A 13,799-nucleotide genomic window follows, 5' to 3' on the forward strand; every position below is an offset into this window, starting at 1 on the left:
CAAATTATAATCTTCTTTCAATTTAAAGTAAAGGTAATGTGGATTAATAAACTGATAAATCAAGAGTTTAATACATTGGCTTATTACTTCGAGATTTAGTTCTTAAGTACTTCTTTAGTTACTCTAAAATAAAGAATTCTTTTCCCAAAATAAGCGGATGAAGCGATAAGAAACAAACATATAAGGATAAATAAATCGTAATGCAACAATGAATCATATTTTAATGAGGAAGGAGGAGTAAAGCTGACCGCAATTGAAATAATAATGCCAATAAATCCGAGAATGGATGATAAGACAATGCACAAATAATATTGATCTTTTTCTTGCCAAGATAAGTGTATTGCACCAGCAAACATAAACCCATACATTAACAAGTACATTTGAGTAGCCAGAGTAATCATAAACCAATAGGAGGCATTAACACTGGGTAATAATAAAAAAAGTGTACTAATAAATGATACACCACATGCTTGCATAACTAGTAATCTAGAGGAGGATTGTTTCGAAATAGGGAGCTCATCACTTGCAAACAGAAGGCCCTTAACTGGGGAAATAAGCCAATTATTGGCACATCCAATACAACCAATGACGATTAAAATATTAACTATCAAACTTAATTTCGCACATTGGATTTGAGTGAAGAAAACTTGAAATAGCTGGGGAATGCCACTAATAAAATTCAATTGATTCGGTGAAAGTAGCATAGCTAAAGTCAAAGAGCCAAAGAGCATCGTAACAAAAATAATAATCACTGAAAGAGCAATCGCCTTAGGTAATGAGCCTGGTTTGCAATCTTGCGCATGAACCCCAGCAATTTCAATGCCACAAAAAGAAAGTATTATTGCCGTTAGGGATCCCCATGAATCTTGATGGGAAGGTGTTATAAGGTTAAGCGATTGGGGATGAATAATCATCCCTATAAATCCTATAGCTAGGATTAAAATAAAGGGGATTAAAAGTCCCATTATAGAGCAAACAATAGTCAGGCGATTGGAAAAATTGAGTCCTTTTATATTAATCCAAGTCAAACCCCAGATGAGAAGATTAATTATAATAAAAAGAAGCATTTTATTTTCAACAAGATCCGGATTGATGCAGTACAAAAACGCACCCGCTATAAAACTGAAAAAGGTGGGATAAATAAGGATGTTTTGCATCCATTGGAACCAAATAGCGAGAAACCCAGCTTTTTTCCCCAGACTATTTTTTACCCAGCCATAGATCCCTTCGTCAAATTTAGTGGAAAACCAGCCTGCAATGATGGCGCTGGGTAATAAAAAGAAAAATAATGCCAAGCCGAAATACCAAAAAATATCTGTCCCAACCAATGCAGCAGCAGGCAGGTTACGAATGCTGTCTACTGAACCCACGGTCGTTAAAGTCAAACTAAAAATAGTAAGCTTTTTATTCATTAAAATCTTAGGGATAAACAGCTCAAACCACCATCAATTTTACGAAATTCGCTTACATCTACGGTGATCACTTGGAAGCCAGAATTAAGAACCATTTCAACTGAATGTGGGAAACCTTGAGGCATAATGATGGTGTTATTAACATTAATGGAATTCGCGGCGTAAGCTTCACAATCATCAATAACCAATTGTTTTAATGATTGAAAAGCCGGATGATTAATTAATTCTCCATTGACGAGTACACAGCCATCACCCAGATATGAAACTCCAGTTTTTAGATGTAAAAATTTGTTCAATTCAATCACGGTACTTTTAAAACCATATTGTGTCAGTAAAGCCGTTAATTGTGCCGCCCCTTCTTTATTAGTTCGTTGCGAAAGCCCTATATAGAAATGATCTTCTACTTGCATCACATCACCAGCTTCCAAGGTTCCAGGGGCAGTAATTTTATGGATGTTTGCTTTGTAAAAAGTTTGAATACACGGTTCAATTAAATTTACCTCTTCCTCTCTTGATAGGGCCCCTGGACGAGTGAGGAGGGCAAATCTATCTGTAAGGAGTGCAGGGTCCTCAACAAAGCACGAATCAGGAAATGGGTCCAAGGCAGGTAAAACAGTTACTTCGAGGCTACAGCGAGCCAAGGCATTGATGTAACTTTGATGTTGTTTGAGGGCTTTTCTATAATCCGGTTGACCTAACTCGATTGTGGATGTTAATCCATGAATTAAATTGGAAGACGGTGTTCGTACAATTGCCTGTTGAAACATATTAATCATAATCCCTTGGAATAAGTAAATTGAAATCCTTGATGTTGATAGTCCCAAATATTAAGAGCCAAAGCAAGGGAATAGAGTGCTTTATCCTCCGTATTGAGTTCAAATTTTAATTACCGCAGCACCTGTAAACCGCCCGTGACGTAGATCCTCAAGTGCTTGATTAACTTCTCTTAATGGATAGACATGAACTTCTGTTTTAACAGGAATTTTCGGTGCGAGCGATAAAAACTCCTCCCCATCCTTTCGGGTTAGATTTGCTACAGAACACAGAGTCCGCTCTCCCCAAAGAATATTATAAGGAAAACTAGGAATATCACTCATATGAATTCCAGCACAAACTACTATCCCTCCTTTTTCTATATTACCAAGTGCACGCGGAACAAGTGTTCCTACAGGTGCAAAAATGATTGCAGCATCTAAAGGATGAGGTGCCTCTTGGTTTGAATCTCCTACCCATACCGCGCCTAGACTATATGCAAACTCCTGTGCCTGCTTATCACCAGGACTGGTAAAGACATAAACCGATCGTCCTTGTTGTTTCGCTACTTGGATAAGAATATGTGCTGCTGAGCCAAACCCATATAATCCTAAAGTTTTTGCATCATTTGTTTTTAATAAAGCCCTATAACCAATCAAACCTGCACAAAAAAGCGGGGCTGCCTGATCATCAGAATAACCCTCAGGTATAGGAAAACAAAATCGCTGGTTCGCTACACAATATTCTGCAAAGCCACCATCAATTTGATAACCAGTAAATCGGGCGTGATCACAAAGATTTTCATGCCCAGATTTACAAAACAGACATTGGCCACAGCTCCCACCTAACCAAGGGACTCCAATTCGTTGCCCAATAGTAAAAGGGATATTCACTGAACCAATTTTTTCGATGGTGCCAACAATTTGATGACCCGGTATTAGAGGAAGTTTGGGGTGATTTAATTCACCATCTACAACATGTAAATCGGTACGACAGATCCCACAGGTATGCACTTTAATGAGCACTTCATTTTCTTGAGGTTCAGGTTTTTTTATTTTTTTATAGATTAACTTTTGGCCTGATTTTTCCATAATCATTGCATGCATCATAATATGTTCCTTAACTTGAGTACGCGAAAATGCGAATGATATTTATTACTGTAGACCAATTAATACTATTTTGACTTGACAAAATACTTTTGTATATCAAACTGTATTTGGTGTATTTCGTTAATGGAAAATTAATATAGGACGGAGTCGATAACATGAATGCGCTATTAAAATGGAAAAAAGGAACACCTATTTCAATTGAACATCCTCATAATCCTTTTTTAAGTCTTCAACAGGAAGTGGATAAAGCATTCCAGGATTTTTATGAAATGTTTTCACCAAACAGAAGCATGGAACAATTTGAGAATCTAAATCTTATGCCTTCCATGGATTTGGTTGAGGATAAAGATCACTTTACCATCCAAATGGAAATGCCTGGCATGGATGAAAAAGACATCACTGTATCTTTAAGGGACAATTCGCTTACTATTACAGGTGAAAAATCAACTTCTAAAAAAAATGAAAAGAAAAAATATATTTCTCGAGAAATTAGTTATGGTAAATATGAGCGTTCACTCTCTTTACCCTCAACAATAGATATAAATAAAGCCAAAGCAACTTTTAAAAAAGGAATGCTATGGATAGAGCTACCCAAGAAAGCAGAAGCTAAAGGGAAATCTCGAGACGTAAAAATAGAAACTGCAAAATAGAATAAAATGCCCCACGATTATGGGGCGTAATGCTCATGTGACAAAATGACCACGTTCCAAGTGGATTATGAATTATTATAATAGGCATAAAGATGAGTTACATCGAAAATCAGGTCTTTGATGAGATAACAATTGGTAAATCAGCGAGTCTAATACGCACATTAACTTCAGAAGATATCCAGCTGTTTGCCATCATGTCTGGAGATATTAATCCAGCGCATGTAGATGCAGAGTACGCTAAAAATGATATGTTTCACAAAATTATTGCTCATGGTATGTGGAGCGCATCACTTTTATCTACTATATTGGGAACAGAGTTGCCAGGCCCCGGCACCATTTATTTAGAACAAACTTTAAAATTCGAACATCCTGTGACTCTAGGAGACACCATCACCGTCACACTTAAGGTAGTGAATAAAATACCGGAAAGACACATTGTGGAGTTTGATTGTAAAGGCGTTAACCAACTGGGAAAAACAGTTATTTGTGGTCGTGCAAAGGTAATAGCACCAACCACAAAAATTAAAAGAGTCTGTATTGAGTTGCCTAAAGTTGAGCTTAAACCAAAACAAGAACATTGGTATCACCATTTAATTATGGAAAAAAACGCTCTAGAACCACTTAAAACGGCTGTGGTTCACCCTGTGGATGTACTCTCGCTTAAAGGAGCAATTGCTTCGGCCGAAGAGGGATTAATTATACCGGTTCTCGTGGGCCCGAAACAAAAAATTCTTGAGGCCGCTAAAGAAGCTAATATTGATATTTCGGCTTACGAACTTATTCCTACTAGACATAGTAATGAAGCTGCTGAAACTGCGGTAAAACTAGCTGCAGCACAAAAAGTTGAAGCGATAATGAAAGGAAAACTTCATACAGAAGAATTGATGAAACCTATTGTCGCTAAAGAAAATGGATTACGTACAGGGCGCCGTATGAGCCATGTATTTTCTCTTGAGGTACCTAATTATCCTAAACCTATTTTTTTGACCGATGCCGCAATCAATCTATTTCCAAATCTCAGTGAAAAACGTGACATCGTACAAAATGCGATTGATCTATTTCATGCACTTGAACTAGGTACCCCTAAAGTTGCAATTCTTTCTGCAGTTGAAACCGTAAATGAAAAAATTCCATCCACACTGGATGCCACAGCATTGTGTAAAATGGCGGAGCGCGGACAGATTACAGGGGGTATTTTAGATGGTCCCTTAGCTTTTGATAACGCTATTTCTATGGATTCAGCACGTGAAAAAGGTATTTTTTCTCCTGTTGCGGGTAATGCGGATATCTTAGTAGTTCCTGACATTGAATCAGGTAATATGCTTTACAAACAAATGACTTATTTGTCAGGTATAGAAGCCGCTGGGATGGTATTGGGAGCTCATGTTCCCATTATTTTAACCAGCCGAGGTAGCGATGAATTATCACGAAAAGCATCCTGTGTTATGGCTTTATTGTATGCACGTAGAAAAAAATAATGAAATCAGAACAATTTGATGAAGCAGTATTAGTAATTAATGCAGGTTCTTCCAGCATTAAATTTAGTCTCTTTATTTCTTCTTTAACTATAATTTATCATGGTGAAATAGAAAGTATTTTTAAACATCCTCAAATAACCATTTCCAATGCACAACAGGAACAGATTGCTAATACATCCATTTCATCACCGGGGTATGAATCTGCATTGAGATTTTTATTTGAATGGATAAAGCATTTACCTACACGGTATATTTTAAAAGCGGTTGGGCATCGCGTAGTTCACGGGGGACGTTTTTTTCATGATCCCATATTAATTAATAAAGATTCTATTGAAAAATTAACCTCTTTAAATCCTTTGGCACCACTTCACCAACCCCATAATGTAGCGATTATTGAGAGTATCTTGAAGCTTTACCCTGAACTTCCACAAGTTGCATGTTTTGATACATCATTTCATCAAACCCAAGACAAATTAGCTACTCTTTTTGCTATACCCAGGAAATTAAGTGAGGAGGGAATAATTCGCTATGGATTTCATGGTATTTCTTATGAGTACATTGCTTCCGTTTTACCTTCAGAAATCAAAGATAAAAAAGTAATTGTTGCTCATCTGGGTAATGGTGCGAGCATGTGTGCGATGGAACATTGTAAAAGTGTTGCTACCTCTATGGGATTTACTGCCTTAGAAGGTTTAATGATGGGAACTCGCTGTGGTGAAATTGATCCCGGGGTAATTTTATATTTACTCCAGGAAAAAAAATTATCTGTAGAAGAAGTGAATACCCTTTTGTATAAGAAATCAGGACTATTGGGAGTTTCTGAAATCAGCAGTGATATGCGCGAACTTCAAGCCAGTAAGGATGAAAGGGCAGTTGAGGCAGTTGATTTATTTTGTTATCGGGCAGCACGAGAATTATGTGCTCTAGCCAGTAGCTTGCAAGGATGCGAGGCAATCATTTTTACTGCCGGCATTGGTGAACGCTCAGCGCCAGTAAGAAAAAAAATATGTGAACGTCTGACTTGGCTGGGAGTAATATTGGATGATCAGGCAAATTGCACTCATACTGCAGTAATTAGCCATCCTCATAGTAGAGTATTCGTAGGTGTTATTCCTACTAATGAAGAATATATGATTGCAAAACATACATTGAATCTGATTTAGATCCATAACTATCTGGAGTTATTATGTTTCAGTTTTTTATAAGGTTACTTTTAGTGATTTCCGGATCAATCGCGAGCTGGTTTGTTGCGCATGATGAACTCCGATTTCCTATCGTTCAAATGGTAATTTCAGTTATTTTATTTACTCTCATTATCGCTATCATTGCTTTTTGGCCGGAATTAAAAAATTGGTTTAAAGGAATTGGCAAAAAGCATTAAAGGTCGCACGTCTCTATTATTTTACATCAGGCTTTTCTTTTGGTTCCTCATCCGTAAGTTCTTCTATTCTGGATTCCATTTTTCTCATGTGTGGTAAAGATTCGATAGTCTTAAGCATATACTCACGAATAGCATCGATATCATTAACTGGAATATCGCTTGGCACATGTGAAAATACATATGTTTCATCATCATTTTCATACATATTATTGAGTAGTTCCAATAAACCTGATTTTGCTAAATATTTTGCTTCATGCATCGTAATTACTCTACCCTCAGGAGGAATAAGTCCTATATCTCGATTTCTTTGATTAACTAAATCATACTCGTCAGCAAGATAGGCATCATGCTCAGCAAACCCAACTTTTACAGAACACACCCTGAGTTTGTATTCTGGATTTTCAAAACTTACTTCATGCAAAGGGGTATTGATACTCGTCCAACTACATAATATTTGACCTGGTACTGTCAAAAGATGAATGTCTTTTACATCATTTAGTTCTAATCCAACATATTTTTTTCCAAAATTTCGAATCATGGTAATTTCTATGTTTTTCCCTGCTGTTTCTATGACATCCGTAAGCCCTTGAAATTCTGTATTCATTTCTGTTTCTAAGTCATAGCGCTTTTTAAAACGCTTATATAACTCTTCATGAGTCCCCAGGATTTCTTTAGGGTTAACAAAAAAAGGGGGTAAATTGGTTGTGACAATTGCTCCGGAGCTAGGAACTATAGTACTCATGCTTGCATAGGTACCACCAACTTGTAATGATGGAGTAAAAGCACCAAATTTGGTTGTATTATTCAGAATGACATGCTCAGGAATGTTATAATGATCCTGTTTCTGTTTGCTGGGCGCACAGAGAAATCTTCTTCTTTTTAAAAAATCAGCAACTTCATGATTGCTCATACCTCTAAATATGAATTGTTTTTTATGTTCCCTTTCTAGACGCGTAACAAATTTTGGAAATGGTTCATGACTTGAATGCAAATTTGTTTTATATACCGTTTTAAAATCTTTTAAAATGGAACTATTGCGTGTATTTAGGTAATTTAGTACAACATTAGAGTATGAAGACCCACTTTGGTGTTGCTTTACGCGACCGAAAAATTCTCTTGCTTTCATCAAAAGCACTCCAACGATTTTCAATGATCGATTTTGTTATCTTTGATTATAATTATAGCACCGCGGTTAAATTATGCTCTTAATGCAACTGTAGGTAAGCAGAGATGTCCAAGGTTAAGAAGTTGAATACAATAAAACAAAATGTTAGGAGAAGGTAATGAAACAACATGCGCAAGGATTTTTAAAACTAGTAGCTGAGTCTAAAAAACGTATTACCGAAATACCCCCCAAAACACTAAAAGAAAAAATTGATCGGCAAGAACCGCTGCATCTTATAGATGTGCGTGAGTCAAATGAATGGGATACTGGACATATTCCTACAGCAATTCACTTAAGTAAGGGCATTATCGAACGAGATATTGAAAAGAAAATTCCAGATTTGAACGCTCCAGTTCTTGTTTATTGTAGTGGGGGATTTCGAAGTGCCTTAGTAGCAGACAACTTACAAAAAATGGGTTATTCCAATATCTTATCGTTAGAAACCGGACTACAAGGCTGGCTTGATAATGGATATTCGTTACAAAAATAGACGGCGTGGAGCTATCAAATAGGAAATACCAAAAATCGATTCGCTTAACCGAGTAATAAGAGGTTAAGCGTTTCAAAGATAAATTCTACTGAGTCAATCGCTTAAAATTGATAATATATTCGTTGTTCCAATGCCAATTTCTTTCCTGATTTGTGGTAATGACCAAGGACTGAACTTTCTTAGCATCTAATTCGTTATTTCTTTTATAAAGCATTGAGAATTCGGCAGTATTTTCAATAAGAGGTGAAATGAGAAACATTGATTTCGCCATATTAGCCACAAGACGATATTGTTTGGTGCGACCATTGTTAAGATTCATAGTAATGTGCAATTGTTGCGGTTTAAAGAGAATGGTCGCTAATGTTCCCAAAAGAGTAGGAGTTAGCTTAATTTCAGCAAATAATAAATCGCTTTCTGGTAGTTGGACTGTTTCACCAAGCAAATGAGATTCTTTTTTTAACACAATAACTTCTTTTGGATATTCATATTTCTTTTTTCTAAGAAATAGAAAATTATTATTGTAATGAATAGGTTGATAATTCAACAGCAGTAAAGGCCAACTTGCACCATCTTCCAAAGAGGGAACTCGTTGATCTATAGGTTCAATTTTAAAAATAATATTATCAGGCTTGTACTTCCCCTGAAGATGTTTTTTATTATTACTTGCCAGACTTGCATTAAAAACAGAATAGCTCTGAAAAGTTGGCCGAGGTGCCCATGTATTCTGTGAGGATAATAGATAAGCTTGATCGTATGAGTAAATGTCCGTAGTGCCTTGTAAAATGGGGAAAGCCGCTTGCTCACGTATGAAATTCATACTAAATGAAAAATTTTTTTCGAGCCAGGAGAAATCCTGAATTCTATTCTTTAAACCATGCCAGGCTGAGGAGGAAGTAGAGATAAAGTTATTCCGGATGGATATGTGGGTATACTGACTATTGATGTAATACCAAGTGTTCAATGAAAAAATGACGAGCAGATAACTGATCCAGGTATTTAAAATCAGGGATAAAAGTAACGTTGCAAGCATAATGGAGGTTCCCGGGATAAAGGCATGACCAAAATGACGAGTAAAACCGGTTTTAAAAGAAACAAACAAAAAAATAATATATGCGCCTAGCAAGAATATTTTTGTAGTAAGGCGTATTTGTTTATTCCCTGAAATGGTTAACAAAATTAACAGGCAAGTAAGCAAATATAAAATGACTTCACTAATATTACCATTAGAAGACATGGCTTCAGTAAATCCTGATGCTATAAAAACCGAACTGATGAGGTAATCAGGTAATGTAAGTAGAGATTGTCCCGCGACCAACCAAAATAAAATAATTGATATTAAAGGAGAAATAAGACAAATTAGTGCAATTTTTTTTTCTTTATAAGCAAGAAAAAAAATGAAATAAAGAAAAAGTATAAGTAAGCAAATAATTAACATGGACCCTTTTACTAAGGCCAGTAGCCCAAATGGAGCGAAGAGAAGAAAAGCAAATAATAGACGATAGTTGCGAGTAAGCCTATGTTCCAAATAGATGATTTTGAAACTGCATAATCCTGCAAGTAATGGATAAGAAAAAAACAAAGAGTCCCGCGAATAAATCATCCCTAGAAATGGTACGCAATAAATTAAAGTCCAATACCATCTCTTTTTTTGCATTAAAAAAAATAAACAAACCCAGTACATGAGTGCGAGGTAAAAACATCCTAAAATCATCATGAGATCAGTTGCTGGATGATAGGCTTTTGTATACAGAGACGAATAGGGGCCTAGGGTAAATATTATTTCCTTACCAAAAGCCAACCCTTGAGCGACTGCTTGGTTTAGTCCCAGTGCCCATGAAGGATCGATCCCCGAAGCAGGCATTTTGGGAGAAAAGGGCACAAAAGCAATTATAAGAATAAGTAACAACAAGAGCTGACTTAAAAAATCAAAGGGCTTATGCGCTTGTGCAAGCAGTCTCCTTGATATATTCCTCACTATAGCATCCATAATCTTTTTTTGTGGTAGTTTAGCTTGGGTGGTATAAGGGAACAATACTTTTCAAATTTATGGCTTCTCTTTGTGGCCTTTATCATGCGAATCATAGAATCAGGAAATCCTTTTGTTGTAAACGCGTATGGATGACGTAAGTGTGCACTCCAGATACTTCATACAGCCATACTCAGGTGACTCAATTGCGTTGACGGAATAAGGGTAGTATGAGTTCTTCCTTCATGACATTCTTGGTTTTGCAGTGAAAGGTTCTTCCTCAGACCGAGTAGGAATCAGCGATTCCTCTAATTTGTAGGTTCTTTTTATTGCCGAAGCCTCAGCAATTGCTGCACCTGTAGCAACTTCCAGATCTAAAGGGGATAGTGTCAAAAATCTTTGCAACCTGTTTAAGGCTTGCGAAAAACTAGTTATTTGTCCATTACTTGCTTCTTCTAATGTTTTTCCTTGATACGCATTATTGAGCATGGGGATAGAGTATTGCTCTAGTCTTTTTGCAACACTCATTGCTTGAAATGCTAGAAGCGATAAATTCCATCCAACTAAATTCGTTTCGTTTTGATATTGAAGTAATTCTTGATAAACATTTGCTAAAAGTAAGTACCCTGCAGATAAATAATATTTTGCAGCAAGTTGGGCATAAAAAATTATCTTTTCTGCAATCTTTTCATCAAATTTATAGTGTAATAGCTCTAGCCCCCCCTTGCATAACGCATTTAAGGCAAAAAAACATCCATAAAGACCAGACGCCGCCAAAAACTCCTCCGCATTGTCATATAATTCTTGTGTATGCTCCATGTCTTTAAAAATTTTTTTAAAATTTTCATAAAGATAAAGACCTTTTAGTAGATCAAAACATGAGGAAATCGTAGGCATGGGTTGATATTCGTGCACAGCCTCAGAGTTTATAGAAGCATTTTCTTTCGGATTAACACCACAAAGACGCCACATGTCCTCCCAGTGAGATTTTAATTCAGGGGCTTTACATATTGCATCAATTTCAGGATTATTCATCGCAAGTTTGAATAACAATTCATGATCTGCTTGTGCGATTATTTGATAAAAAAAATCGGGATCCAATCGTTTTTTTAGGCTTAATAACTTGGTCTGCTGGTAATTTTCTTGATCATTTAACTCAAGAAATTTAGCTAATAGCATGTTGATTCCAATTGAGTCGTTAAAAGAGCATACAAAATATTTACTATTTTTTACGCATAAGAAAGAACATAAGACTCTTATGTTTTTATCTCTGCAATTAATTGTACACCTTGTTCCTCTTTTTCTATAGTGTCCTTAGATGTTTTCTTTGCATGAACAGAGGATACGAGAATATCCGCATCTTTTGATGTTCTTTGTGGGCCAAGCCAGGATAAAAGTTTTTGTCTCGATTGGGTTGGAACAGGTTTACTGTCTGTTTTTAATGCTAGATGTCCATGTCCTTTTATTTCAATGATTTCATCTAACTGATGTTTCTTTAGAAGTGCTAAAATCATTGAGTGGGAAGCCCCACACGTACTTGTTTTTCTTGCTTCTAACAAATCCTCTACAAAACAGGCAGCCACTTTTGGTTCAACACCGGATTTTTCTAAGTATTTAATAATTAAATATTGACTGTCCATGTTGGCATTAATACTATTTGGATCGAGACCACGCCAAAAATTATAACTCTTGATTTGCGCTCGGGAAGGGGGCATTGATCCTGGACCTACATCACCACCAATGTTTTCGGATTTAAGCCATTTCCAGGTTGCATCCATATATTCCTTTTCTCGTACTGCCATCGCTGCTGCGCCAAAGAAAAATACTTTTTTATCCGCTGAGCATACATGAAGAACCATATTATTTTTATCATAAACAAGTGATACATCGGCCTCGATTTCCTTGCAAATATTTCTCATACGATTATCATCTTGACCAACAGAGTAAATAAGTTGATCACATTCAATAGTGAAGGCTTTTGTTTTTTTCTGAGCAGCGGAGCTTTCAGTTGTAAAGGTTAATAATAAGCTTCCATTAATTTGCTGTTCAATTTTGATTAATTCGGCTTGAATTAAATCTCCACGGGATTTTGCTGTGCCTAATGCAGTCGTAGCGAGTTTTCCTGTACCCGCTTTATCAAATTGCTTTGCAATCCAGATAACAGAGTTTTGTTGATTTGTTTTATTAAACTCCATATTTTCAGTGCGTTTATCATGACCAAAAAAACCCTTCCTGTAGCAGGCAGCGGCGGTTCCCCCACCTCCGTAGATCACTAATTTTCTTGGTGCTTTAACTCGTTCCTCTGTATCCGTTAAAATAAATTGATTACCATCGACAATCGGTGTGAATCCTTTCTTAGAATCAAATTTGTTTAAATGATTGAACTCATCCGATGAGAGTAATGAGCCAGAAATGATATTTCGTGCAGGACCGAGGCCTGTGCATATGTTGAGTTCATTTGCATAGATATTCTTAGTTCCATTAGGCGTCTCTACTATCACACGATATTCATGATCTGAGGATTGCCAATCATTTAAATGATTACTTCTTTTTTCAATTTTTGATACAAATGCACGTAACAGAGGAGCTTCAGTAAAACCAAGATTCACTTGATTTGCTTGATAGACATGTCGACCATTTGCATGAGGATTTTTTCGATAATACTCTGTAGATAAATAGATAGAGGGATTTTCTTTACATGTTGTTCGCTCAAGGATGCTATAAGGTTGGGCAAGGGTATAATTATGTCTCCAACTACCAGAATCTTCACCTATCATTAAAACTGGCGGAAGATCACCCTTAGCTAAGAGTGTTTGGCTGGTCCCATGATGTGCTTTATATTGTTCAAGCCAAAGGGTAGTTCCCGTATCACCCGAACCGATTATTATCTGTGGAACTACAGCAAACTCCTTATTAGTTAACACACGTAAAATCTCGTTAGAAATTTGCTGGACATTTTCCTGAGCCATTTCTAGACGATCATAACCTTTTGTTACTTTAGTTAAATCATCTTCAACTAGCGTCTCAACAGAGGATTTTTTTGTTGTTCCAACTGATATTCTTGTTTTTTCCGCGCCAATAAACTGATCTATGAGTTCTTCTTTTAGTGTAATGTTATATGCATAGATACTATTGTAAGTTTTAATTGCTTTTTTGAGTATTTGAATGCATTGTTCCGGGGTGTAGGTTTCTTTGAAAATTTGTGGATTTCTGCGAATTTGTTCAATAAGTTGAGAAAAATGGGTAATTAAATCTTGAGTAGTACGAATTAAATTATGATTTAACAAAACACAAATAGAGTTTATTTCACTTTGTCTTATGTCTTTAGGAAGGGAGCTTTTACCCATATATTACCTCTCGGATCTGCCCATTACACGAACACATGGTCTGTAATT

Annotated in this window: 12 protein-coding genes; 5 read left to right on the forward strand and 7 right to left on the reverse strand. The window is 36.3% G+C overall.

Annotated features, from left to right (window positions below; all coding sequences use genetic code 11):
- Window positions 1–95: 95 nt before the first annotated feature.
- From ACWTE2_RS00495 to ACWTE2_RS00505, 3 genes are all read right to left on the reverse strand, one after another.
- Entirely contained in the window at window positions 96–1,412 is a 1,317-nt protein-coding gene (locus ACWTE2_RS00495; protein WP_454783696.1) for an APC family permease, read from the reverse strand.
- A complete protein-coding gene (locus tag ACWTE2_RS00500) occupies window positions 1,412–2,188 on the reverse strand; it encodes a dimethylarginine dimethylaminohydrolase family protein (RefSeq protein WP_454783697.1) in 777 nt (258 codons plus the stop codon). Before ACWTE2_RS00500 ends, ACWTE2_RS00495 begins: the two co-directional genes overlap by 1 nt.
- A 99-nt stretch (window positions 2,189–2,287) precedes the next feature.
- Window positions 2,288–3,271 (reverse strand): zinc-dependent alcohol dehydrogenase family protein, encoded by a 984-nt coding sequence (locus tag ACWTE2_RS00505; RefSeq protein ID WP_454784419.1) that lies wholly within the window; start codon window positions 3,269–3,271, stop codon window positions 2,288–2,290.
- Window positions 3,272–3,429: 158 nt separating this feature from the next.
- Between ACWTE2_RS00505 and ACWTE2_RS00510 the strand changes: the two genes are divergently transcribed.
- From ACWTE2_RS00510 to ACWTE2_RS00525, 4 genes are all read left to right on the forward strand, one after another.
- Complete coding sequence (locus ACWTE2_RS00510; RefSeq protein ID WP_454783698.1) at window positions 3,430–3,924, forward strand: Hsp20/alpha crystallin family protein; 495 nt, start codon at window positions 3,430–3,432, stop codon at window positions 3,922–3,924.
- A 92-nt stretch (window positions 3,925–4,016) separates the two neighbouring features.
- Entirely contained in the window at window positions 4,017–5,402 is a 1,386-nt protein-coding gene (locus tag ACWTE2_RS00515; protein ID WP_454783699.1) for a bifunctional enoyl-CoA hydratase/phosphate acetyltransferase, read from the forward strand.
- Window positions 5,402–6,565, forward strand: coding sequence for an acetate/propionate family kinase (locus tag ACWTE2_RS00520; protein WP_454783700.1), 1,164 nt, complete (start codon window positions 5,402–5,404; stop codon window positions 6,563–6,565). The genes ACWTE2_RS00515 and ACWTE2_RS00520 overlap by 1 nt, the downstream gene beginning before the upstream one ends.
- Before the next feature lie 23 nt (window positions 6,566–6,588).
- Window positions 6,589–6,783: a hypothetical protein gene (locus ACWTE2_RS00525; protein ID WP_182390623.1), complete on the forward strand. Its 195-nt coding sequence runs from the start codon at window positions 6,589–6,591 to the stop codon at window positions 6,781–6,783.
- A gap of 16 nt (window positions 6,784–6,799) precedes the next feature.
- Here the strand turns inward: ACWTE2_RS00525 and ACWTE2_RS00530 are convergent, their stop codons facing one another.
- Window positions 6,800–7,909 (reverse strand): hypothetical protein, encoded by a 1,110-nt coding sequence (locus ACWTE2_RS00530; protein WP_454783701.1) that lies wholly within the window; start codon window positions 7,907–7,909, stop codon window positions 6,800–6,802.
- A gap of 157 nt (window positions 7,910–8,066) precedes the next feature.
- Between ACWTE2_RS00530 and ACWTE2_RS00535 the strand changes: the two genes are divergently transcribed.
- The gene (locus ACWTE2_RS00535) at window positions 8,067–8,438 is read left to right on the forward strand and encodes a rhodanese-like domain-containing protein (protein ID WP_454783702.1); all 372 of its coding nucleotides are present in this window, start codon (window positions 8,067–8,069) and stop codon (window positions 8,436–8,438) included.
- An 85-nt stretch (window positions 8,439–8,523) separates the two neighbouring features.
- Here ACWTE2_RS00535 and ACWTE2_RS00540 read toward each other — a convergent pair whose 3' ends face one another.
- The 3 genes from ACWTE2_RS00540 to ACWTE2_RS00550 form a co-directional block, all read right to left on the reverse strand.
- Window positions 8,524–10,413 carry a hypothetical protein gene (locus ACWTE2_RS00540; protein ID WP_454783703.1) on the reverse strand — a complete coding sequence of 630 codons (1,890 nt, stop codon included), beginning with the start codon at window positions 10,411–10,413 and terminating at the stop codon, window positions 8,524–8,526.
- Window positions 10,414–10,647: 234 nt separating this feature from the next.
- Complete coding sequence (locus ACWTE2_RS00545; protein WP_454783704.1) at window positions 10,648–11,583, reverse strand: DUF5630 domain-containing protein; 936 nt, start codon at window positions 11,581–11,583, stop codon at window positions 10,648–10,650.
- A 77-nt stretch (window positions 11,584–11,660) separates the two neighbouring features.
- Complete coding sequence (locus ACWTE2_RS00550) at window positions 11,661–13,751, reverse strand: hypothetical protein (RefSeq protein ID WP_454783705.1); 2,091 nt, start codon at window positions 13,749–13,751, stop codon at window positions 11,661–11,663.
- Window positions 13,752–13,799: the final 48 nt, after the last annotated feature.

It is taken from the genome of Legionella nigrisilvae, assembly GCF_977063395.2.